At 43.6% G+C, this 24973-nt stretch carries 18 protein-coding genes; 5 read left to right on the plus strand and 13 right to left on the minus strand.

Going from position 1 to position 24973, the window contains the following annotated elements; all coding sequences use genetic code 11:
* Positions 1 to 531 precede the first annotated feature (531 nt).
* Entirely contained in the window at positions 532 to 4296 is a 3765-nt protein-coding gene (locus tag DBR43_RS28590; protein WP_124586742.1) for a gliding motility-associated C-terminal domain-containing protein, read from the plus strand.
* A gap of 36 nt (positions 4297 to 4332) precedes the next feature.
* On the opposite strand, the gene DBR43_RS28595 is transcribed toward DBR43_RS28590, so the two are convergent.
* From DBR43_RS28595 to DBR43_RS28605, 3 genes are all read right to left on the minus strand, one after another.
* The gene (locus tag DBR43_RS28595) at positions 4333 to 6774 is read right to left on the minus strand and encodes a S9 family peptidase (protein WP_233603254.1); all 2442 of its coding nucleotides are present in this window, start codon (positions 6772 to 6774) and stop codon (positions 4333 to 4335) included.
* Positions 6775 to 6884: 110 nt separating this feature from the next.
* Entirely contained in the window at positions 6885 to 9626 is a 2742-nt protein-coding gene (locus tag DBR43_RS28600) for a M14 metallopeptidase family protein (protein ID WP_124586743.1), read from the minus strand.
* Positions 9627 to 9717: 91 nt separating this feature from the next.
* Positions 9718 to 10128, minus strand: a complete 411-nt coding sequence (locus DBR43_RS28605; RefSeq protein ID WP_124586744.1) for a VOC family protein — start codon at positions 10126 to 10128, stop codon at positions 9718 to 9720.
* Positions 10129 to 10279: 151 nt separating this feature from the next.
* On the opposite strand from DBR43_RS28605, the gene DBR43_RS28610 reads away from it, so the two are divergent.
* Both DBR43_RS28610 and DBR43_RS28615 read left to right on the plus strand, forming a co-directional pair.
* A complete protein-coding gene (locus DBR43_RS28610; RefSeq protein WP_158622621.1) occupies positions 10280 to 11185 on the plus strand; it encodes a helix-turn-helix domain-containing protein in 906 nt (301 codons plus the stop codon).
* 84 nt (positions 11186 to 11269) lie between these two features.
* On the plus strand, positions 11270 to 12454 hold the full coding sequence (locus DBR43_RS28615; RefSeq protein WP_124586746.1) for an MFS transporter: 1185 nt from the start codon (positions 11270 to 11272) through the stop codon (positions 12452 to 12454).
* A 496-nt stretch (positions 12455 to 12950) separates the two neighbouring features.
* Here the strand turns inward: DBR43_RS28615 and DBR43_RS28620 are convergent, their stop codons facing one another.
* The 10 genes from DBR43_RS28620 to DBR43_RS28665 form a co-directional block, all read right to left on the minus strand.
* The gene (locus DBR43_RS28620) at positions 12951 to 13502 is read right to left on the minus strand and encodes a YbhB/YbcL family Raf kinase inhibitor-like protein (RefSeq protein ID WP_124586747.1); all 552 of its coding nucleotides are present in this window, start codon (positions 13500 to 13502) and stop codon (positions 12951 to 12953) included.
* Between the two features lie 85 nt (positions 13503 to 13587).
* Positions 13588 to 14418, minus strand: a complete 831-nt coding sequence (locus DBR43_RS28625; RefSeq protein WP_124586748.1) for a helix-turn-helix transcriptional regulator — start codon at positions 14416 to 14418, stop codon at positions 13588 to 13590.
* Between the two features lie 69 nt (positions 14419 to 14487).
* Positions 14488 to 15540 carry a bifunctional transcriptional activator/DNA repair enzyme AdaA gene (locus tag DBR43_RS28630; RefSeq protein ID WP_199757154.1) on the minus strand — a complete coding sequence of 351 codons (1053 nt, stop codon included), beginning with the start codon at positions 15538 to 15540 and terminating at the stop codon, positions 14488 to 14490.
* A 101-nt stretch (positions 15541 to 15641) separates the two neighbouring features.
* Positions 15642 to 17117 (minus strand): FAD-binding oxidoreductase, encoded by a 1476-nt coding sequence (locus DBR43_RS28635; protein WP_124586749.1) that lies wholly within the window; start codon positions 17115 to 17117, stop codon positions 15642 to 15644.
* Positions 17114 to 17995 carry a DUF6999 family protein gene (locus DBR43_RS28640; RefSeq protein WP_124586750.1) on the minus strand — a complete coding sequence of 294 codons (882 nt, stop codon included), beginning with the start codon at positions 17993 to 17995 and terminating at the stop codon, positions 17114 to 17116. Before DBR43_RS28640 ends, DBR43_RS28635 begins: the two co-directional genes overlap by 4 nt.
* Positions 17996 to 18009: 14 nt before the next feature.
* On the minus strand, positions 18010 to 19887 hold the full coding sequence (locus DBR43_RS28645) for a beta-ketoacyl-ACP synthase III (protein WP_124586751.1): 1878 nt from the start codon (positions 19885 to 19887) through the stop codon (positions 18010 to 18012).
* Complete coding sequence (locus tag DBR43_RS28650; protein ID WP_124586752.1) at positions 19884 to 20612, minus strand: sterol desaturase family protein; 729 nt, start codon at positions 20610 to 20612, stop codon at positions 19884 to 19886. Before DBR43_RS28650 ends, DBR43_RS28645 begins: the two co-directional genes overlap by 4 nt.
* Before the next feature lie 29 nt (positions 20613 to 20641).
* Positions 20642 to 21049: a GNAT family N-acetyltransferase gene (locus DBR43_RS28655; protein WP_158622622.1), complete on the minus strand. Its 408-nt coding sequence runs from the start codon at positions 21047 to 21049 to the stop codon at positions 20642 to 20644.
* 329 nt (positions 21050 to 21378) lie between these two features.
* Positions 21379 to 22170, minus strand: coding sequence for a hypothetical protein (locus DBR43_RS28660; protein WP_124586754.1), 792 nt, complete (start codon positions 22168 to 22170; stop codon positions 21379 to 21381).
* Complete coding sequence (locus DBR43_RS28665) at positions 22157 to 23944, minus strand: DUF885 domain-containing protein (protein WP_124586755.1); 1788 nt, start codon at positions 23942 to 23944, stop codon at positions 22157 to 22159. The genes DBR43_RS28660 and DBR43_RS28665 overlap by 14 nt, the downstream gene beginning before the upstream one ends.
* 135 nt (positions 23945 to 24079) lie before the next feature.
* Here DBR43_RS28665 and tatA point away from each other — a divergent pair, with 135 nt between their 5' ends.
* Together tatA and DBR43_RS28675 are read left to right on the plus strand one after the other, a co-directional pair.
* Entirely contained in the window at positions 24080 to 24325 is a 246-nt protein-coding gene (tatA, locus tag DBR43_RS28670; protein WP_124586756.1) for a twin-arginine translocase TatA/TatE family subunit, read from the plus strand.
* A 7-nt stretch (positions 24326 to 24332) separates the two neighbouring features.
* Complete coding sequence (locus DBR43_RS28675) at positions 24333 to 24494, plus strand: twin-arginine translocase TatA/TatE family subunit (RefSeq protein WP_074612669.1); 162 nt, start codon at positions 24333 to 24335, stop codon at positions 24492 to 24494.
* Positions 24495 to 24973 lie beyond the last annotated feature (479 nt).

A 24973-nucleotide genomic window follows, 5' to 3' on the forward strand; every position in this document is an offset into this window, starting at 1 on the left:
ACGGCAGCTACGGAACAAGTTAATCAAAATGAATTCGGGCGAAGCAGAAAACCCTAAACAGAGTAGGCGGAAAATTAAAGTTTTTATTGCTTTTTGATTTACAAAAGCATTGAATAATATGGCAGGTTATTATGCATATATGGGAAGTGGAGATTATCTGGTTCCTACAAATTACAGGAGCATGACCCCCGGTATTCCTTTGGCTTGCAGTAATGGTGGTGTTGTCTGCGCGGTTTATCTGAATGATACAACAGAGATCCCTTTGACTCCATTTTCCAGCACCTTAATACAAAACATAACAGATGCAGTCGGCAGCGCCTCAAATCAGGGGACTCCTGGCCTACCTGATCATGTAACTATGCGACCTTAGTTATTTATCAATTGGCATAAAAGTGACCACATTGAGAATTTATTATTCGTTTATTAAATATGTTAAATATTATGTCAAATATTTGTTAATCAATTAGTTGTGTAATAGATGTCAACTATTTAGATTCGTTAGCCGTATTTAAATAATCCGCCGCTAGTGAAATGATTTTATCATACAAAACAGGAAAAATAAGTTGCCTTCTGGTCATATTTTGCTGGTTTCATTCCGTAAATGCACAAATATGTGGTACTCCGGGAATAGATGGAACTACTAATCGTTCCGGGATAGTGAATACCTACTACCCTCCTCAGGGAAGTGTGGTTTTGCTGCCCGGAACAAAAACATTACAGCTTGCCCAAGTACCAGGAATAGACAGCCTGGGCAATCACTATGGAACAATTCCTATTTCGCCGGGAGATCTGCTGTTACTGATTCAAATGCAGGATGCCACCATAAATTACACCAATGATGTGTTTTATGGGGCAAACAGTTCTACCTCCGGACCGGATTTCCTGGGTGGAACGGGTTTTACCTCTCTTGAAAATACGGGTAAATTTGAATATGTCACTTCAACAAGTTATGTACCTTTAACCGGAGGGTATCTGACATTCAAGGCCGCCGGAACAGGTTTTGGTACTGTAAATACCTATATTAATGCCGCTCCGACGGCAACTCGTGGAAAAAGAACATTTCAGGTGATCAGGGTACCACAATATTCAAATCTTGTTTTGGAAAACCACATTAAAGCTGCTCCTTTTAATGGCGATGCCGGTGGTGTCCTTGCCTTTGATGTAAGTGGTACATTAGGTTTTAGCGGTTACACTATTGATGCCTCATCAGCGGGGTTTAGGTCCGGAGATATTTTACCCACTTCCAGATATGTCAATCGACAACTCTATTTAGCACCACCCGTCCCAGAGTTCCAGGCAGGCAAAGGAGAAGGCATTGCGGGAACTCCAAAATATGTTTGGGATAATTTTTTCAGGGTAAACAGCATTTTCCCTCCTGATGGTTATTATGGACTTCCTTTAGGTTCAACTGCAAAAGGCGCACCCGGAAATGCCGGCGGTGGTGGAAACGATTTTATTGCTGGTGGTGGCGGTGGTGGGAATGGAGGTGCTGGAGGAGCCGGAGCACATGGCATTACTTACTTTATTTCTTATGCCCCCAGACCGTATCCCAATGGAGGCCGGCCTGGCTCTGCTGTATATCAGCGCGCAACACCAGACCCCAGCCGTTTAATCATGGGCGGTGGTGGTGGTGGCAGTAGTTTTGCGAGTATTTTTGGTGGTATCAATCGCGTTGGTTTAGGTAGTGGAAAAGATCTGGGAAAGTCTGGTGGCGGAATAATTCTGATGAATGTCAATTACATTAAAGGTAAAGGCACAATACTTTCAAACGGTCGTGGCACCCCAATTGATCATACAAATTTAAGGGACTCGATCGCCGGTAACGGAGGTGCTGGTGCCGGAGGAACGATTCTGCTTAGGGTAAAGCATCCCGATCTTTCCATGCCTTTAACGATAAATGCAAAAGGAGGAAAAGGCGGCACAACAATGGGTTATGAAGTTTATAATAATTTAATAGTGGGGGCTGGCGGTGGTGGTGGTGGCGGGCAGGTTTTCTGTTTCATGCCCGATGCACCTCTGGATATTGATGTGAGTAAAGGTAAAGCTGGAAATACACTTGATCCCAACAACCCGGACCTGCTTGCACGGGACGGGCAGGATGGAAATGCGGTCCGTTATCCCCTGGATAATCTTCCCAGCTGTTTTCCGGAACTATCAACCACCATCTCCCTGCTCAATCCAGTAACACCACAGTATCCTGGAAGTCTGGTGACTTATCAAATTAAGACGACCAATAATGCTGTTGCAGGAAATGCGGGTGGTGTTCAGCTGCATCATATAATTCCTATTGGCCTTTCTTTTGTTTCGGCAGAAGTAACGTATTCAGGTGATGCCAGAGGACCAGCAATTTTAAAGAATACCGGCACTACTCAAAATCAGTTGCGCTTCGGAGATTTTAATATCCCTCCCGGTGATACGGTCAGCATTACGGTTACCGGAAAAATAGACTGTGCTATCCTTCCCGGAACCTATCATTCCAGTGCAATCATCAGTTATCTTGATCCTACCAGAACAATGGATAACCCCGACAGGAGAATCAGCCCCTTGCTCAACTCCTTTGATGGGTATCTTACGGATTATGAAGCTGGAGGAGTTGTTCCTGGATCAAACTACAATGGAAATGATCCGGCCGCTGCAGCCGAAGATCTTAAAGTGACAGCAGTTGTTCTCCAAAACAACCAGATCCATGCTCCTGAACAACATATATTTTGTGCCAGTGGCAATCCGGATAAACTGACAGGAGAGCTGCCCTCTGGAGGAACTCAGACTTTTTCCTATCAATGGCAGCAATCCCGGGATAATGTCATCTTTTTAGATATTCCCGGAGCAATTTCAAAAGATTACGATCCTGGTCTGCTCAACAGTTCTGTTTATTACCGCCGCGTAACTTTTCATTTAGGTTGTAGCCAGGCCTTTATCAGCAATACGGTATTCCTCAACGTTCAAAATCCTCTACCTGCTCCTGATTTCATTACCCCAGACTTTTGTTTAAACGATGGTATCGCTATTTTCAAAGATCAAACTACCATAAGCGATACCAGCTCAAATCAACTGACCTATTTATGGGATTTTGGCGATGCCGCCAATTCCAGCCCTTTAAACCCAAACATTTCTACGATGAAAGATGGCAGTCATGCCTATTCGCAAACAGGAAATTATATGGTTTCTCTAACGGTGAGAAAAAACGGAGAATGTCCGCTTAGCATTCAAAAAAACTTCAGGGTCAACGGAAGCGTTCCAAAAGCAGTATTTACAGTTCAGAACAACAAGGTTTGCAGCGGAGATGAAATCATTTTTGAAGACAAGGCAACTGTAAATTTCGGAGAGATCACCAGGATTGAATGGTACTACGACTATGGCAACGAACCTGCTGTTGCAGAGGTTGACGAACATCCGGAAAGCAGGACTGCGGTAGCACGTCAGTACAAACACCGATACCCTATGTTTCATAGTCCGGCCATTAAGCCTGTAATTGTCAGAATGCTGGTCTATTCCGGAATTTCCTGTGTAGATGAACAACAAATGAACCTTAATATACTGGCAGTACCGGAAGTTGATTTCGGCCCGCTCTCCCCTGTCTGCGAAGAAAGTCCGGCCTTTCGGCTAACCCAGGGAAAGGAAATATGGGGACTCCTGGCAGGTACAGAAAAATACTCCGGTCCGGGAGTCAGCAGGCAAGGCCTTTTTAATCCTGCTGTTGCCGGTCCGGGGACCCATGTCGTCAGCTATCTTTTTACGGCAGATAATGGTTGCTCCTCTTCCGTCAAAACACAAACAATTACAGTTTATCCTAAGCCGACAGTAGATGCGGGAAATGATGAAACCATACTTCAGGATGGACAAATACAACTCAAGGCCAATGCAACGGGCTCAAATCTGCATTATAAATGGACGCCCCCGACCTCGTTAGACAGAGATGATATTTCAAATCCGATTGCTAGTCCAGGCAGCAACATCACTTATACATTAACTGTTACTACCGATCAGGGTTGCAGTGCTTCTGATCAGGTCTTGATACAAGTCCTTAGAAATCCGGAAATCCCTAATGCCTTCACTCCTAACGGTGACAATATCAATGACCTTTGGAATATCAAATACATCAGCAGCTACCCTGGAGCTACAGTGAATGTCTATAATCGTTACGGAGAAAAGGTGTTTAGTTCCCGGGCCGCTCAAATGAAGAGCTGGGATGGAAAATACCATGGCGTAGATGTGCCGGTGGGAACTTATTATTACGTTATAGATCCTAACAACGGAAGAAAGCCAATTACAGGGCCGCTCACCATTTTGAGATAAAAAGAAAGGGTGTCAAATTTGACACCCTTTCTCCGCTTATTTTTTATTCTTTACGTATTTCTCTAACCATTGATCCTGTTCCCAGAAAGTATGAAGAATAGACTCCCTGCTCCTGTAACCATGGAATTCTTTGGGTAACAATACCAGTCTCACGGTGCCACCATGCCCTTTGATCGCACTATACAAGCGCTCACTCTGGATCGGAAATGTACCTGAATTCTCATCGTCAATACCATGGGTCATTAATAATGGTGTTTTGATCTTATCTGCATAGTTGAACGGCGACATTTTATTGTATACATCCATTGCCTGCCAGTACGTTCGTGCTTCACCCTGGAAACCAAATGGCGTTAAGGTCCGGTTGTAAGCACCGCTTCTGGCAATACCTGCAGCAAAAAGTTTGGTATGCGCCAGTAAGTTGGCGGTCATAAATGCGCCATAGGAGTGCCCTCCTACTGCAATTCGACCCCTGTCGGCCACACCCATATCTACCACGTAGTTAATCAGTGCTGTTGCATTGTCTTCGATTTGTTTCAGGAAAGTATCATTAGGTTCTTCTTTGCCTTCACCTACAATCGGCATATCTGCCTGATCTAATACCGCATAGCCTCTGGTTACCCAGAACACCGGGGAACGGAATGCCAGTCTTGTAAAGCGGTAAGGTGATCCTTTTACCTGGCCAGCTGCTGCCAGACTTTTAAATTCTCTTGGGTAAGCCCAGATCAATACCGGCAATGGTCCGTTTTCTTTTTTATAATCTTTTGGCAGGTATAAAGTAGCCGACAATTTGATGCCGTCCTTACGCGGATAAGAAAGTAAGGTTTTCTGTACGCCTTTCAGGCTTGGATAAGGATCTACAAAGCTGGTCAGTGCCTGCTCAGATTTACTTTTCAGGTCAATTGCAAAGATGTTTGGTGTCTCTTCTGTAGATTCTCTGGAAATGTAAACTTTTCCGGTATTGTTAAAGAAAACCGGCTCCTCATAATAAGGGGATTTTGATTTAAACAAAGTATCCTGTTTATTGGAAAGCAGGTTCCATTTCAGGATAAAAGGGCGGTCGCCTAAGGACGATGCTCCTGCTCCTTTGGTAAATACCACTCCTGGTGTTCCTTTGTCGAACAACAATACTTTCGCAGCATACGGTCCTTTACCATAGATAAAATCTCCGGGATCGCTATAGGTATCTTCAGAAGACCGGTTGGCAATTTCCTTAATCACTTTACCGGTTTCCGGGTTGATTAAAGTCATTTTTTCTTTGCGATCTTTTCTCCATTGCTCCTTTACCAGTGCATAGTTTTGGTTGCCCCAAACCACATCACTATACCTTAAAGCCATAGAAAACAGCTTTACCGGTGCTGCATTGAATGGTGCTTTCAGGGCATAAAGTACGTCACGTAGTTCAGACTTAAGGTTGGGATCTCCTTTGTCCTGCGCTTCTGTCCATACCAAAGTTGCTGCAGCATCGCTTCTCCATTCATAGCTGCGTGGTCCCATTGCCACTGCATCAAAGCCTGTAGGCAGCTTTTCTGCCAGAGGGGCATTGTACAATTGTTTAACCAGTTTTCCTGACGCGTCCAGTACTGTGGTTTGAAAAGGGAAATAATAAATGGGAACCAGGTAAGAATAAGGTTTCTCTATCGTCTGCACCAACAGGTACTGCCCGTCGGGCGAATAAGCTGCTTTGCGGTAAATGGCAGGAGTCCCGATTTTAACCACATTCCCGCTCAGGTCCACAGATTGCAGTTGTGAAGTCAGGTAATACTCCATTAAACTTTGATCGTAAGTGTTCTTCAGCAGGTTCTGATAAGTTCTGGAAGGTGTCACTACCCCCAGATTTTCCTGTACCACCGGACCTGTAGGAACGATGTTTTCTGCGGGTTTAATTCCGCGTTCCGGAAGGATAAACTGTGCAAGGATATGTTTTCCGTCAGGATGCCATTGTAAAGTTGTACCATAAGCATCATTAAGATAGCCATTGGAAAGCCTTGTTGCCTTAAACTCCTTTAAGTCTGCAAGCCACAATTCTACACCATTGGGACTGTTGTTGGTAAAAGCAAAAAGACTTCCATCTGCATTCCAGCTGATGTTTGTCATTTTCATTTTGTCAGGAAGGCCAGTCAATTTATTTTCTTTGCCTGTTTTCAGGTCTTTTATGGTCAATCCATTATATACGCCCGAAAGTTCTCCTTCGGTGGAGTTATTGGCAGGATTGATTCTGATGCCTGCGAGTCCGATCACGGGTTGTGCTACCTGTTCTATAGAGGCATAGCCAGGTGCCTGTAACAGCAACATCAGGCTGCCGTTTTTATTAAACTGTACAGTTGGACTGCCAGGGGCATCTACCAGATCTACAATGCTTTGAGGTGGTAACTGATAGGTCAGGTTTTCCTGGGCGTAAACATAAGTGCTCAGTCCTCCCATCAGGAGAAAACTCAACAGGGTTCTTTTCATTGGGTAGTAATTGTTGGTCAGTTTCATTCGTTAAATTTTGATTTCTGCTTCCGGCCCCGTTTTCAGGAACCTGGAAGCATCTGATCCCACAAAAATGGGGAATCTAAAAGGATGGCCGGTGATGTATAGCGGAATCGTTACTTATGCCCGTACAACTCATTAAAGAGCATTTTGAACGTACTATGGGCCTGAGCACGGAAAGTAATCTCTGTACCAAAGGCATAGAGTTTTCCCTTACCTACAGGTGCGACAAAGGCCACTACCCCATCTTTAAGGTATGACTGTCCCCAGGCCCAGCCACTTCTCAACGCATCCTCTTTACCGAACCAGGCTAAAGGTTTTATGCCTTCTGCCTCCGCTTCTTTTCCAAGTTTAAATACAGGACTGTTGTTAAATACCATATCTACTTCTTCCGGCATTCCCCAGTTGGCACGCTGGCCTCTGGCAACTGTTGCTTTCAGCAGACTTCCCGGGATATAGAACTTATCTGCCGACAATGGGATTTCCTTTCCATCTGCTTTGGTTTCTGTAAGCGCATTTTGTACCGGTAAACCAAGGTGGTAAGCCAAATTTGTGCTGCTTCCTATTGTTACGATATCTCCTCCTTTATCCAGGAATTCTCTTAGCTGAGGGATGGATTTTTCAGGCGTGATGCTCCCCAGCCATGGACGGAAAGCTTCAGGGATATCTTCCGGTTTTGGACCTTTGTTTCCTCTTCCTGCAACGGTTTTCTGGCCAACTGCCGGTATTCCTCCGCTGATAAACAGGATCTTATCGTATTTGGCATTGAGCATTCCATTATCGATGTCCTGAGGATAAATCACCTGGAACGGAAAATGGAATTGCTCTAAAATCCACCTTACCCAACCAGAAGGCATAGAGCCGCCATACTGGTCAAATAATGCGATGCGTACGGGAGCAATTTTAACCATTTCTGTAGGTTTATGGTCTATTGCTATCGCATCTGATCCGAGGTAAGCAGCTGATCTGATCAGGACATTTATTCCCTTTTCAGGAACGTAGAAAGAGCCTTCCGGCATATCGCCTTCTGCTTTTGTCAGCCTGGAGACTTCAATCCCCTCCTTTAGTAAATCATTGACGACAAGGAAGGAAATGTTTTTTGCAGAACTTAGCAAAAATTCCTTTCCTCCAAGTATCCTGTGTCCCGGCACTGCCTGGAGCTCTCCGTATCTGATCTTGTCAAAAGGGCCATCAAAACCATCCAGAATGCGGTCAAATTTAACGCCCATCTGGAAAGCCAATGTCCAGCCTGCAGCATCATAGGGACGTACCGGCGGGCCACCAGGATACTGGAAATCATTGGGATGATCCTGTGGCTCAAACATATCTATCAGATGCGGACGGAAGGCCTGATTCGTTTTTACGATATAAGAGCCGGCCGGATATGATTTGTCTGCTACTTTAAAATCAGCACGGGCCCGCTGCACCTGAATTCCGGATTTGATCAGGGCATTGATGAATTTTACCGCTGTATTAAAGTCCGCCTGATTTGAGGGAACGATGTACCCCCTTGCATCTCTCAATGCAGGATTTTTATACACCGCATCATAGTATTTCATAGGGATCTCATTAGACACCTTTCCTGCGCTGTCTTTTTTCAATAACCCTTCTTTTTTATCTTTTTCAAAAGCAGCACTGATCGCTGTGATGTGTTTCGGGGTTAAGGTCCAGTTGTCCTGATTGCCTTTTTGAATGGCATTTCTACCCATCAGATAGATATTGTACAAGAGCTGATCGCCTTGCCGGCTGGCATAGTCCAGAACTCCGTAACTCAGCGAAAGAGAATAGTCTATAGACTGTCTGAAATTCCATTTCTGAGGCTTCACCGGATTTGGTGTGGCGTTGTTGGGAATTAACCTTTCCGGTACCAGAGGAATTTCTGAAGGACTTGGACTTCCGGTGATTTCGGTCAGAATTCCAATCATATTGTGAAAATATGGTGTCGTTCTTAATCCTCCGTTCCACCAGGTAGAATAAACAGATCCGCTCAAACGGGTATATCCGGGTTTGTTCTCTGCGTTCAGCCGGTTGATCATCGAAGCGGCTACCCCATCAATTCCGGTAATGAGTAAAGGGTCATATACATAATTGAAAGGATCACGGTATGGAGGGCCAGCCACCACTGCTCCCGCAGGTGCGCTCTGGTGGTGATTATAAATGATCTGAGGCATAAATTCAATGTATTGTGCCATAGCAATACTGGTGCTTTCCTTCATGTTCATCATGTAGAAATCCCTGTTGTTATCATGTCCGATATATTTCTGATACAAACGGGGAATATTCATGTTTCTTTTAGCCGTATCCGGTTCCTGCATGTACCAGTTCGCGACCAGCTCCTGTCCGTCGGGGTTAACCAGTGATAAAATGATGATCACATTATCCAGGATCCGCATGGTTTCCGCATCATTGGCACTCAACAGCTTGTAATAGAGCTCTATCAGTTGCTGGGTGGCCACCATTTCGGTAGCATGTAATCCCCCGTCAATCCAAACGACGGGTTTTCCTTCCAGAGAAAGCTTTTTAGCCTCTTCGTCAGTAAGCCCTTCTGCCCTGGCCAGTTTCTGGGAAATCTCTTTATACCGGTTAATTCTTCTCCTATTTTCCGGAGAAGTAATCACCATGATGTATTGTTTCCTCTTTTCTTCGGTAAACCCGATTTGACTGATAATTACCCGATTAGAGAGCTGTGCCAGTTTTAGGATATAGGCTTCTGCCTGAGAATAATTGGCCAGTTTATAGTTGTCGCCGATATTAAAACCAAAATGTGATTTCGGACTGGGGATATCCTGTGCGCTGGCCGGGGATAAATAAGCCAGCATTAGCAAAACTACAGCGGACCAGATACGTTTGAGATTCATTGTTCTTTAATTACGTTAACCAATAGATTAGAAAATAGTGCGGTTAAGTTAATATAAAACAAGAGGAATCAATTTGGAAAATTGTAACAATTTAGTCCGTTTGCCTTAAGATACGTTCATCGATACACATGAATGCCCAGAGGTGTCCATCCAGGTCCTGAAAGCCATGGCCATACATCCAGCCATCATCCTGTTTGCCATTCGGCGTCGTTGCGCCCGCTTGTACTGCTCTCCTGACCATTTCATCGACACTTTCCCTGCTTGCCGCAGATAAGGTGATGATGACCTCCGTACTGTAATTTGCATCTACAATTTCTTTGCTGATGAAAGTCTGAAAGAACTCTTTTACCAGCAGCATGACAAAAATATTATCTGCAACAACCATACAGGTTGCTTTCTCGTCGGTAAACTCATCGTTAAATTTGAAACCCAGTTTGGTAAAAAAGTCAATGGCCTTTTCCAGATTTCTGACTGGCAGATTAACAAACATGTTTGTACTCATAACTTCGTATTTCGGGGTTGGCTTACAAAGCTAAACGCAGACAGGAAAACTATAGCTGTGTAAACACGACAATATGAGGGGCCATACGCGACATTGCGATATCCCGAAGAATAATTTATCTTTATTCTTTGAAATATTCAATCCATCGAACATGAATTCCATTGAAACAATTGACCAGTTTTACAAGAGAACAAACCAGGCCGTGCCCTCCGAATTGCTAAATCCTGCAGGTCAGCCCAGTCATTTCAATGTTAAAGAGAGAAGTTATTCCGGTAAAATCACCCCCTATAACCGGAGGGATCACTATAAAATCTGCCTGACTAAAGGGAAGGGAAAACTTCATGTGGCCAACAGGATCATCGAGATAGACCGCCCGGCCCTGGTCTTCTCCAATCCAACGGTCCCCTATTCCTGGGAGTCGGTATCCAGGAAGCAAACGGGGTATTACTGCCTGTTTAACGATTCTTTTGTTTCTCCGGAAATGAAGAAGGGCCTGGAAAGAAGCTGCCCCCTTTTCAACCCTTTAATGGAACCCTTTTATTTCCTGAATACTGCGGAATATGAACGTGTCAATGCTTACTTTACCCAACTGGTAAATGAGCTGAAAAGCGACTATGAATACAAATTTGAGGTCATCAGGAGCATTTTAAAACTCATCATCCATGAAGGGATCAAGCTGAATGCCATTCAGGCCCCGGTTGTTCCACAAGGCGCTTCGGACAGGATCACACCTATGTTTCTGGAGCTCCTGGAGCGTCAGTTTCCCGTGGATTCACCGGAAAATCCACTGAAGCTGAAAAGTGCATCGGAGTTTGCCAGTCATTTGAACATCCATGTCAACCACCTCAATTATGTGATCAAGTCCCATACCGGAAAAACGACCACACAAATGATCAGCAACAGGATTATCGCTGAAGCAAAAAGTCTGTTGAAGCATACCGACTGGGATGTGGCAGAGATCGGCTATTGCCTGGGATTCGATTACCCTGCGCATTTTAACAATTACTTTAAAAAGAATACAGGTCTTAGTCCTACTGTTTTTAAGAACCACAATTAGTTAGAACCGAATCTTTGATTTTTGTAATTATTCCTTTGTATTCTGCTAGCAGTAGACAAGGATAGGATCTACCTTTGCACTGCAATGAGAATCATAGAGCAAAATCAGAGCGGTATAGGTACTTTACTGGCCTTTATACTGATCCCACTTTCAGGACTGGCAACGGACATTTATCTGCCATCCTTACCGGCAATGGCCAGTCACCTGCAGGCAACCAATGCAGAAGTGCAGCTGACCATCGTTTTCTTTCTGGTCAGTTACGGTCTTTCACAGCTCTTCGTTGGCAGTTTGTTAGACAGCTTTGGCCGGTATAAGCTCACAATCGCCGCCTTGCTGTTGTTCAGTATTGCCAGCTTTACCATTGCCCGCTCAGAAAGCATATACCTGATCTACCTGATGAGGATGGTTCATGGCCTTACGGTAGCCACTATAGTCGTAGGAAAAAGAGCTTATTTTGTCGACATCTTCTCCGGCGAACGCCTGAAGCACTATACCAGTTTGTTTTCCATTGTATGGTCTGCCGCTCCGATTATTGCCCCTTTCTTTGGGGGATATCTGCAAACTGCATTCGGATGGGAATCTAATTTTTACCTTTTAGGGGCCTTTGCCCTGATCATGGTACTGCTGGAACTTTGTTTTGGCGGCGAGTCCCTGAGCAGCTTTCAGACTTTTCATTTCAGGTCGATTGTCAAAGTATACGGATCGATGCTGAAAACAACGAGCTTTAGCCTGGGCCTCCTGGTGCTGGGTTTAGCGAATTCCGTATTTATGGTTTATGGAATGAGCGGGCCGTTCATCATTGAACATACCTTTAAGCTGCCGGCCATCACCACGGGATACTGCGCACTGGTTCTGGGTGTCGCTTTGTTGCTGGGGGGATTTCTGGGAAAGGCAACGCTTAACCGGCCATTTTTCAAAAAGATGATGATTGCCATCATCGCTCAACTGGCAATTGTAGTCCTGATGATCATCAGCCCTGCTTTCTATTCGAACCTGACTACGATGATGACATTTGCTTTTATCATCCATTTCATTGCAGGTTTTATCTTTAACAATTACTTTTCCTATTGCTTAAGTCTGTTTCCGAAAAATGCCGGTATCGCCAGCGGGGTAACAGGAGGCTCGATCTATGTGATCACTTCAATTCTGAGTTATGGAATCGTATACACGATTCCGGCTGAAGGACAAGGCAGTCTTGGAATGAGCTACCTGGTACTCATTTCATTAACACTTCTGGCCTTCTTCCTGAGCAGAAAGCAAGTGCATTAGATCAGGAATAACGAAGTGTTTAACTATTCTACGAAAAGTGCGGATTCTTTATGAAAGGTCCAGACCTGTCGTTGCCCCATCCTTGCGATTACGAGAGAATAGTTGTAGTCTGACTCGTCTATTTCAAGTATTTCTCCTAAATTGATAAGTCTATCCCCGACAGATAGCTCTGCCATTTCTAAGATCTTAAACATGGTATGCTGTTCCAAAATAGTATTCATAAGAGCGCGAAAATTAACAAAAGTTTTATCTAAAAATTTAATTAATACCCAAAAATAAAGAATATTATCAAAAATAACCAACAAATTAAGTTAACCTACTTACTTTAAGCTGATTGTAGAAAAGCCATATCTGCAGAAGCACAGTTCATGAAGTTCTTAAACCGTTTTACCAACTTTCAAGCCGGCGCAATTTTTTTTTTGAAATCAATAAAACATTTTAATACACCGGCGGAGAACCGATAACAGATTTTCTCCGCCGGTGATGGGATGTCTGCTTACTTTTTTCGTTCGTAATACATCATCACCGAAGCCTTTTCAATCGTATTGGCCCATAAATTAAAGCCTACTACTGCTGCATTGGTATCTGCATTGACTGCGAGTTTATCTGTTTTTAAGGCGTAAACCGTAAACAGGTACCGATGTGGGCCATGATTTAGCGGCGGACAAGGTCCGCCAAATCCTTTAATACCATAATCTGTGATGCTCTGAATTGCACCAGCCGGCAATAACTTACCATCGAGGCTACCCGCTCCCGTAACCAGTTTCTGTTCACTCACCGGAATGTTAAACACAAGCCAGTGCCAAAATCCGCTACCGGTAGGCGCATCAGGATCATAAACGGTTACCGCAAAGCTTTTTGTTCCGGATGGTGCATTCGTCCAGGACAATTCCGGCGAGACATTTTCGCCATCACATCCGAATCCGTTGAACTCCTGCTTTTTAGTACCCTGACCTCCAAGGTCCTTACTGCTTAAGGTAAAAGTTTGGGCCCCTGCAGTCCAGGACAACAGGAACAGAACTGCAATCATTAGTGATATTCTTTTCATACAATTAAAATTTATACAAAAATAGTAGCCGGCAATGCCAGAATGGAATTGACTGAAGTTCAAAAAGTATCGCTAAAAGCTCAAATCAAGGTTGAAATTGACGGGGCGTGGTTCCATACTCGGTTTTGAAAGAATGAATAAAGCTGGATAGGCTTTCAAAACCCAACTCTTCATAAATTTCTATGGGGCGCTTGTTTTTTTGTGAGAGTAAAACGGCCGCAAACTGTAAACGCTGTTTCAGGAACCATTTGGCTGGAGAAGTATGGTAAGCCTCTTTGAACTGTCGTTTAAAAGTCGACAGGCTCATGTTGCTTAAAAAAGCAAGCTCTTCAACGGAGAGCTTTTTCAGGCTGTTGTTTTCTATGATTTCTCTAAACTGGTGTTGATTCCCTGAATGAGGGAGCATAAAGGAATAGAGGAAGGACGTTCCCAGTTTACTGATCAGGTAATAAAGCAGCTCAAACAGCTTTGTTTCCAGGAAATTCGGTAAAAACGCAGAGGATATGGTCCTGTTGCTGAGCAGTGATTTTACAAATGAGCGAAGGTATTCATCATATTCCAGAACAAGGTATGGCGCCGGGCCTGACTTTGAAATCACCAGCCGGTTGAGCCTGATGAACTTTTCCAGCACATGAACATCGAAGAATAACAATAAACTGCGATAGCTGTTTTGTACCGTCATGGTCTCTGTCATTAAACAGTTTCCTTCAGAAAGTATCAGGAACTGGTTGTCAGTCAGCTGATCATGTTGTTTTCCATAATAGATTTCTTTATTTCCCTCGATCAGGAAACTAAAGGCATTTTTATTTAAAATGATCTTATTTTTAACGGAAGATTGTTCGGTATGGTAATCGATAACAACTACGCCCTGCTCAGGGAGTTCATTTTTCAAAAGATCTGAAGGTAATCGGTACATGTGATAACTGATGTTGTTCCTGAATTTTCAATAATATACAAGAGGTCCGTTTGACAATGCAAGTTATCATTATTTTGTGGTAAGATGCTTTTGTTCGTGTTCCAGCAGCCATTTTTTTCTCCATAAACCACCTCCATATCCCGTTAAACTGCCATCTGTACCGACTACCCTATGACAGGGGATTAAAATTGAGATTCTATTCATTCCATTTGCATTTCCAACTGCTCTTACCGCTTCTGTACGGTTTAACCTGGCGGCCTGGCGGCGATAGGTCGAGGTTGTTCCATAGGGGATTTCCTGTAAGGCAGTCCATACCGCCTGCTGAAAGTCTGTTCCCAGAGGATGTATCTGTAAGGAGAAATCGGTTCTCTTGCCTTCAAAATATTCTGTCAACTGTGTCCTCAAACTATCGAAATGCCTGTTCTCTCCCTGCAGTATCGTCGCGTTCAGGTATTTGGCAATGGCCTTTAGCTCCGTCTCCAGCATTTTGCGGTCGGAAAACTCCAACAGGCAGATGCCTTCTGCTGTAGCACAGGCAAACATGGTCCCCAGTGGAGTTTCCAGGCGTGTGAGGTCGATGATCGCACTATGTTTACTGTTCCTGGGAGAACTGCCAAAAATGGCTTTAAAGGAGTCCCCAAAACCGCTGAGCGATTCAAATCCGGAATCGAAAGCAACACTGGTTACCGGTTCTCCCTGTTGTATTTTTTTGAAGGCCGAATTGATCCGGAATGCTCTTTGGTAGGCCTGGAATGTCATTCCGTGATTTTTGAGAAACCAGCGGCGGATCTGGCTGGGCTGAATCCCTCTTTGGCGGAGGTCCCAATCCTTAAACTTTATCGATGGATCTGCAGCAAGTTCATTTAAAAGGGTTTTGATGAACTCCGGGGTTTCATCAAGTCTTTCCAGAGGATTGCAAACTTTACAGGGCCTGTATCCGCTCAAAATGGCGTCCTTTGTGTTTTTGAAGAAGGTGACATTTTCTCTTTTTGGTTTTCGCGCCCTGCAGGTAGGACGACAAAAGATACCGGTCGTTTTTACGGCGGTAATAAAGGTCCCTTCGTAAGCACTGTCTTTGGCCAGAATCGCCTGGTAATAAGTCTCCTCAAGATTCAGTTCCATCTTCATGATATTTAAAATTTCTTTAACACAAAGTAACAGCAAGCCATCCGGCTATACAACCGAAAACTGAACAAGTATTTTTTGTTAAGCAAAAGGATTCATTATCTTCCATAAACCTCGTAAAACTGGTTCCTGAACAGCAAACCCGGATCGTACTTTTTCTTTAATAAAAAGAAAGATTCCGCGGCGGGATAAGCCTGGTTCAACTGTTCTTTTGTGGCATGCAGGCGATAGGGCAAATAATAAGTCCCTTTCAGTGAAATGGCGATATCTATCAGTTTTTGGGTAAGTTCCTTCATTTCCTTTTCCTGCTGAGCACCTTTCTTTTGATTGAAAAGCATGACAAAACCGAAGACTTCTTCATTGGCATAAGCCAGATAAGTATCCTCATCTTTCATCACATTCCGGACGGTAATATTTAACAGGTCAACCTGATGGCTGGGGATGACATTTTTGAGTGCTTTGATAAACGAAGCCACAGCCGCTCCCGGAATAAAGTATTCATGTAGGATATCGGTATGGTCTGGATCAGTATTCTGGAATACCTCTACCCCCTCATTTAGCAAACGGTTACGTGAAAACTTTCTACCGCTGATCACTGATCCGCTCATCTTTTCCATTTTCCAACGCAGGTTTTTCCCATAGCTGCTATTCGCCGAGCCACGAAATACGGCCCTTCTCAAAGAGGAATAATTGTTGCCGCTGACCAGCTGCTCTGGTTGCTCCGGATCAATGGTGTAAGTAGAAAGAATCGCTTCCTCCATAAAATGATCGGGATTGACATTGATCCTTCCATAAGCCATTTCAACCTTTCCGTCACCTTTTACCAGCTGCTGAAACTCCTTCAGATAATCCTCACTGCGAATCTGGTAATGATGAACCGTATAGTTTTTGTTGTCTACGACCTTCAAATTCACATCCAGTATTACGCCAAACAGACCATAGCCCCCCAAAACCAGGGAAAATAAGGCTGCATTTTCCGTTCTGCTGCAATTCAGGACCGCTCCTTCCGCGTTCATCAAATGAAAAGAAACAACAGTAGACGAAATCGGAGGGGCATTGCATTGCCAGCCATGGCAATTTACCCCGATTGATCCACCTACTGAAAAGGAATTATTCGACTGCATCACCGAAACTGATTTTCCATAACGGTCAAGATATGGGATCACCTCAGACCACAATGCCCCTGCACCTACCCTTAAAATTTGCTTACTGCTATCCAGCTCCATTTCATGAAAGGTTTTCATATCCAGAACGATCCCATCGGGGTAAATGCTGTGCCCACCCATGGAGTGTTGTGCGCCGGCAATAGAGATCTTCTTTCCCTCTTCCTTCGCCTGTCTGATTAACGCAGAAATTTGTTGGGTTGCGCGGGCAATTCCCGGCATCACTTTAACGATGGTGTCGATCCTGGTTTTATTCAGACGACTGGCATCCTGACTAGCCCCTGCCTGAACCTTACTTTGGCCTTCTTTATCGTTTAAATAGGTATACAGGATAAAACCTACCGGTCTGATTAGAACGAGGATCAGCAAAATAGCCAGGCCTGACAAGACTTTAGAAAACGTTATTTTCATCGCTCCAGCTCCAGCTTTCCCTGAACCAGCATCGCATGTAATACCTCGGTAGAGAAACCATGCAGCAATAACCTGAAGGCTGCACCGGCGGTAGGAAGTGGAATCATGGGGTGTTTATTATTCAGTGCCGTTAGTTTTTCCGGACAATCCATAATCGTGCTGGCATAAATGCCGATCACTTCATCCAGCTGCAGGGAATTTGTTGCCCTCCAGAAGTCGTTGTCTGTAAGGTAGAACTGATAAACCGGAGTGAAAAGCTCTATCGCGGTACCAAGGTCTATGAAATTCGTCCATCCATCTCTAAAGTCCTCAAATGGGATTTCCCCTGTAGAAATGGCGCTAAAGTCCGGGTGTTCCTTTTTTACAATCTTCAGGCCTTTCTCAGCTATTGCCGTGTTCAGGTTAATGATAAAATTATAAAGATTAAGGTCATGCTCCAGAAATAAGTTGTCTTTCACCTCATTGACTGACAAGGGTTTTAAAGGGTTCATGGGAATTTCCTGAGCGCCATCTACATTGTCTTTAATGAAGCGCAGGATTTCTGAGCCCAGATAAAAATGACGAAGGATGACAAAGTTCGCTTCCGGAGTAATGAAATACTTCATGCCCAGATAAAGACATCTATGGAGCAATTTTGGGGCATTGATCAGGTTGGGTACGATAATTTTGAAAAGCTGCATCAATACAATGGAAAGCCTTGCGAAAACCTTTGCAACCGGATATAAAAACTGGCGGCTCTTAGAGGAGGAATCATAGAGAAAGGCGGCTTTGGCATCAGGATTAAAAGGGACACTTTTATCCAGATATAAAGCATGCCAATGGCTCGGATTCCTGGGCTCATTCACCATCTTTTCGTAATGTTCTCTTTTGTGTAACATAGGGTTGCGTTGCTTTAAAAATTATCGAGTTCTTCCAGTTGCATGGTATATAACCTGGCCACTACTTTTGCTGTTTTAACGATTTTTTCTGCCATTTGTTGGGTCAGGAGTTCAGACTGTATGGCTTGCTCGAACCGTTCGAAATGGTTGTCATTACTGTCGCTTGATTCATGGTAAATGAAAAAGGAGACCTGGTCCTTGTCCAGGTTCAGCTGTTGCTGAATGGCCCTGCCCCATTTTCCGGAAACCCTGTTCCCCAGCCCTTCAATGATAAACATACCGCCCAAAAGGTCAAAGGGATTGGGTTGACTCGCCCTGTGGAACATAAAGGCACTGAGGGCCTCACTTCCGATATTTTTAATGCCTGTCAGGATTTCTTCTTCTCTTCCTCCGCAATTGATGTAGTTTTTCTCGAGTATCTGGTAGTCCCGGTGTTCATCGGAAGAATGTCTGATAAAGGCAGAGCGCACCGGAAAATAGTCCATACTGACATTGGAGGCCGCGCGGGCAATCCATTGCGAGCCATCGATCACCTGCTGACGCAGGTTCACCAGCAACCGTTTGTATTCTTCCAGGGTTAAGCTTCCTTTAAAGATCTTTTTAACAACCGGAACCTGTTGTAACCCCCTTTCAAAATCAAACCAGACACCCGTAAGTTGCCGCACGAGCCATTCCTGTACCGGTTTCTCCTGCACCCTGATCTCGGGTGCTTTGATCGCTGCTATTTCTTCGGTATAGCCGGATGCACTGCCTGAGGTGCCTTCCCGGACCGTCAGCATCATGTATCCGGTAATAAACCTTCCGCTTTCAGGTACCATACACAAGATTTTTTGTCCGGCTTTAAGTGTGCCACTTTTCATAAGCTCATCCAGCATGACAAAGATGGAAGCGGAACCTATATTTCCTACGGTATATAAATTGCTAAACCACTTTTCTGCCGGAATCTCTACGCCTCCGTTTTTCAGAAGTTCTACAATTTGAGGTTTAAAATGATGGGAAGAATAATGACATACCAGGCGATCGATATCCTCCGGACTGAACCTTCCCTCATCGATGAGTTCAAAGAAACGCTGTATCCCGAGTTTAACAATATTGTCGACCTGCTGCATGTCCTGTTTCAGGTTCAGTGCACCGGCAAAGTTAGCTTCACTGATGGTGTCGTAATCGAGCCAGGTTTTTGATACGCTGCCATCACTTTCTTTATTCGTTCCGGTATACATGCAGACCTCATAGGCATGCGCATAAGATTTCAGGTCTATCCATTCTATTTCCAATGCCAGTGCATCACCAGGCTCGTCCTGCAGCAGCATTGCTCCTGCTCCGTCGCTCAGCATCCAGCGAAGAAAATCTGTTTCCAGAGGCAACGTTGCGCCTTCAACAGCAAAAGCCTGCTGACCTTCAAACCGTTTGGATTTGAACATTCTGCTGGGCAGTTCGGCGGCACAACAAAGGGCATTGCGGACAGTCTCTGATTTCACCTGAAGGTAAGCATTCTGGATGGCCATCATTCCTGCTGCACAGACGCTCTGGTGTGAAGCAAGGCCACATCTGCCAATCCCGCTTTCCGCATGAACCATACTTGCGAAACCAGGTACAGGCAGATCACTCTGCGTGGTTGCCGCACTCAACATTTCTACTTTTGCAGCATCGAGCTGGCTTCGCTCTATACAATCTTTGACTGCCAAAGCCGCCATTTCATAGGCTTTATGTGTGGTATTCTGATCGGTATCCAGGGCATAATGACGGTTTTTAATTCCGTTTTTCCTTAAAAATATGTCTTTCGTACGGGAATGTACCTTATTGATTTTACCCAGAAAATCTTCCATCTCTTCGTTGCCTACCGGTTCGTTCGGGAGGAAGCTCCCCGTGGAGGTGATGTATACTTTATTCATGAAATGTTTTTTACAGCAGTGTTAAAAATTTTATCCAGCCAGGGCAATAAGAAACCCAGGTTGCCTTTTCCTTTCTGATGGTGCATGCTATGGCGATAGGAAAATTTCAATAGGTGTTCAGGAGCATGCTGACTAAAAAAATCATAGTTGCAATGCCCCAGCAGGTTAATGATCAGGCTCATCACTGGCAAAGATAGGATCGCCAATATCTGAAAAGGAAAAATGAGCAGCGGAAAAGCAATCACGGAGCCCAGTAAAAAGGCTTCTATCCAATGAAAACTGAAAGTAGAAAAAACAGTCGGCTCTTTAGATTGATGGTGTACTTTATGTACATACCGCATCATCAGGCGGGTATGCAATAAGGCATGGCAAAAGTAGAAATGGATTTCATTCCAAAAGAATAAAACAATGATTTGAGGCAGCAGCCACCAGTTAAGTTCGTAGCTGATCTGAAACCAACCCTGGCTGATTCCCTGCTGGATGAGTATGCCCTGCAGACTGAAAACGAAAATAGAAAGCATGCTTTGCGCTATTTCCTTTTTCACTTGTCCGGTGTAAAGGTGATGGTTGGCTACTTTTTTTAAGTCTCTTTTACGGACAAGGTACCGGAATACCAAAATTCCGATCCCCGTTACAGACCAGTACAACACATTAAAAAAGACTAATAATGCCAGAAAAGCATTATACCAGGTTTCAAACACCCAACTGAATATCGCTTCAAGCATTCCTTAAAAGTAGTAAAAATATGGTTTCATTATCTCCGTTTCTTTTTGAAAGCAAGTAACTCTGCTGTTCCGGCAATCTGTACAAAGCCATTTTTAAGTAACACTTTTTGTGATGGAAAGTTTCCGGGAGCAGTCTTTGCAATCACCGCTTCCACGATTTGATCCTGAAAAGCCCAGTCAACCATCGAGCGGATGGCCTCTGTAGCATAACCCTTTCTTTGCTGCTGCTGGTCTATCATATAGCCCATTTCTACGATTCCGTTTTCATTGGCATGGCCCACAAACCCGATTCCGCCGATAGCCACATTGGCGGCTTTGTCTATAATCTCCCAGTTCGTATACCATTGATACCGCTTGGAATGTATTTTCGTTTTTGGAAGCCAGAAGTTGACAAGGGCGTCCTCAAGTTGAACCTTATAAGAAGGTTCAACTTGCATCGCAGATATATTTATTCCCAGCGATTGTTCCATTGCAGGCCTGCTGACCTGACATAAACGTAGTAACTGGTGAGTTAACGGAATTAATTTTAACCGTTTAGATTCTATAAAAAACATTGGAAATTCTTGATTTTAAAACAATAGAATAACTGCTTAATCGGAGATTAAGTCATTGCCTGTAAAATGATCAGGCTTGGTTATGCAATTTTGGGCTGTGTGCTTTGCCCGTCTAAAATCAGATACATCAAAAGATATTTTTTTTTCAATGATAAGAATTATCTCTAAAAAAAAGAAGTATTATTTTACATTTCACGATAAGGCCATGAAAATCAGGTGTTTTTTGGGAAACCGTATTTAAAATGCATGTATAGAAACAGGCCTAGATACAGCAAGAGTCCTATGGCCATCAGGACCCCAAATAAAATGAGAATTACTTTTAGCGGAGAGGCTTTAAAGTCGAGTTTAGGTTTCTGCTGCTTTTCCCTCCCTTTATTGATGCGGTGTATCAGGATACCACCTAAGCCCATGACCAAGAGGATCGCCAGTACATACTTCAGGAAGTCAAGTCTGTATTTCCAATAAGTGGCCCTTGCCTTCCATTTTTCTCCATCTTTCCAATAGATCTTGCTGACATAAAAATTATTTGCTCCTGCCCTGCCAATAACTGCTTTGATCTGCTTTTTATCTCTCAATGCAAAATAATTGGCCCCTGAAGATTCAAATTTTATGGGCTGATTTTCATAGGTTACAAAGATCAAACTTCCTTCTATGGTCTTCTTTACCCTGTACGACTGGACGCTGTCAATTTTAAGTACGGTTGTTTTGGACTCTCCAACGGCAGCATAACACAGCATTTGTATATTTATACTGGTATAAAACACGAAAAAAGACAATAGCCCTGCATATAACAGGGCTAGTAAATGTACTTTAAAACGGTTGGGTTGTTTGTACCGGATGTGGAGATAAATCACCATAGCTAAGCTAACTGCATAGACCAGTCCATAATACAGCGGTCCATGATTTGCAGTAATCATCTCAAAGCAGTATCTCCTCAACAGGTAGATCAGGAAAGCAGCAACAAATGCAATGGTATAGCTGCGTGATAAACTATCTTCCTTCATTTACGCGCTTAGCCCATGCATCCATTTTTTGTTCCAAAACATCAAGAGGCATTACACCATCTTTTAAAATCTCATCATGGAATTCAACAATCTTAAACTTAGCGCCCAATTGTTTTTCATACTTCGCACGGAGCTCGCGAATCTTCAAAGCACCGATTTTATAAGATAAAGCCTGTCCTGGTAAAGCCATATAGCGTTCTACTTCTGCAGTAGCCCCTTCTTCGCTGATCGCTTCATTGTCCATCATGTATTTGATCGCTTCTTCACGGCTCATGTTTTTCGTATGAATGGCCACATCGACCACCAAACGGATTGCGCGGTGCATTTCATCACCCAATGCGCCCATGTATTGATAAGGATCGGTATATAGGCCCAGTTCCTTACCTAAAGACTCTGAATATAAGGCATAGCCTTCGCCCATTGCTCCATACCAGGCAAAACGTCTGAATTTCGGCAGGTCTTTACTTTCCTGCTGTAAAGAAATCTGATAATGGTGACCCGGGATGGCTTCATGAAGGAATAAAGATTCCATTCCTGAGGTGATGTTAAATTTCTTAGCATCCAGAATGGGAATGTAAAAGATTCCAGGTCTTGATCCATCAGGAGATCCCGGATTGTATTCTGCACTGGCAGAAGCCGCACGGAAAGCTTCCGTTTGTCTGACTTCAAAAGGAGTTTTAGGTACTTTATGGAATAACTTCTGAAGCTGAGGTTTCATTTTATCATGAATGGCATTAAAAGCCGCGATGACCTCTTTTGGTGTTTTATAGGGGGTAAACTTTGGATCCGTTTTCAGGTAGGTGAAAAATGCATTTAAATCGCCCTTAAAACCAACCTTATTTTTAACGCTGTCCATTTCGGTACGGATTCTTTTTACTTCCGATAATCCGGTCTGATAAATCTCTTCAGGAGTTTTACTGGTGGTGGTCCAGTTCTTCACACTGTAATCATAAATTTCCTTTCCTCCCGGAACGGATGAAATCCCTGAGGTAGATCTGGCTTTCGGCAGGTATTCGTTTTTAAGGAAAGTGCTCAGTTTCTGGTAAGCCGGAACGAGTTCTTTTAATATCGCCTGCTGATACAAGGCCGTAATTTTGGCCTTATCCGCTGCCGAAATCTCTTTTGGCATATTTTTAATCGGATCGTAAAACAAGCTTTTCTGCGGATCGGTAACGATCATCGCATCCATTTGCGGAATCATCTTTTCTACCAATGGTTTCGGCAAGACCATGCCTGCAGCAATTCCATGTTTGAAATTGGCAATTGCCGTATCTGTCCAGACACTAAAACCCTTTACACGACCCAACCAGTTCTCATAATCCTTTAAGTTTTTGAAGGGTTGATTTCCTGCCCCGGAGCCCAGCTGTCCCATCGTTAGCGGTAGTGAAAAGAACTGCTGTGCAGGGATCATCCAGGTATTCAATTCCAGGCCTTTTAGTTTCATCTGCAGGTCGTACTTGAAAATATCGTAACTCAATTTATCATTGTCGTTCAATGCTTCCCGGTCAAACTTTTCCACCTGATTCAGGTAATCCTGATAGAAGTTCTTCAAGGTATCCCTGAACGCCTGTGTCCCATCGTTGGGCAATTGGTCATTGTACCGGTTATCCCCTTGTGAGGTCGCATCCAATGGGAACAATCTGGAATTCTTTTCCCAATAGGAATCGAACAGGACGGCAATTTCTTTTGAATCTTTCAATGTTTCTGAAGATTTATTTTTACAGCTGGCTATACTAAAGACAAAGGCAGCACAAAGGAGACCTAATTTATTCATCCTGAAAATTAACAATTTTATTTTAATCTTTAAACCTCAAGGTAAATTCTACGTGTTCCCATTGAATTTTAATCCCGTTTTAATCCTGCTTTAATCTCCTGTAATTAGCTTTGTTCACACATTAAAGAAATGAATATGGTGTTACTGGAATTCTTAAATATGGGCGGTGGGGAAATTCTGCTGATCCTGGCTGTTGTCCTGCTGTTGTTTGGAGGTAAAAAACTTCCTGAACTTGCCAGGGGGCTTGGCAAAGGAATCAGAGATTTTAAAGATGCTTCGGAAGGTGTAAAAAGAGAAATTCACCGCAACATCAATGTGGTAAATGCGGATGATGAACCCCTTACTGCCGAGAAAAAAGAACCTGTTGCCCCTAAAAACTAAATCAACTATGCTACATACCCCACTGCTTGCCGCACTCGGCACACAAGAAATTGTCGTTATCCTACTCGTTGTGCTCCTGCTTTTTGGCGGAAAGAAAATTCCTGAACTTCTTGGTGGCCTTGGAAAAGGAATCAAAGAGTTTAAAGACGGGAAAGACGGGGCTGAGTAATTACAGCCTTCAGGGCCCATGATTTCTTTATCGATAATCATCATAAAAGTTATTGAAGTGTGTTTTAAGCTTTTCAAAAAGCAGGTCACACACCAGATTTCTATGTAAAGCTATTTCAGGAATAAACCTGGGGAGACAAAATGTATACGGTAGTGTTTCGCTCGTGGAACGCTCCTGGAAGCCTCCTCACCTGAGAGGTTATTGGAAGGATATTGGAAGGTTATTGAAAGGATAAAACAACCTTTGAACTACTTCGAACAACCTTTGAATAGCTTTCCAATATCCTTCCAACCTAAGAGCGTAATAGGAGCGTAATAGGAGACAAACAGGCGCCTATCCAGCCTTTCTATATATTATATAAGTACTGCGTACTAGACTTCCTCCTTCCAACAGATTTGAAACAATCTCTGATAAAAGATCAAAAAAAACCGTAAAACCGCTCATTTTTCCTTAAATCGACTATAAGTCACCACTTTATC

This window comes from Pedobacter sp. KBW06, assembly GCF_003852525.1.
GTDB lineage: Bacteria > Bacteroidota > Bacteroidia > Sphingobacteriales > Sphingobacteriaceae > Pedobacter.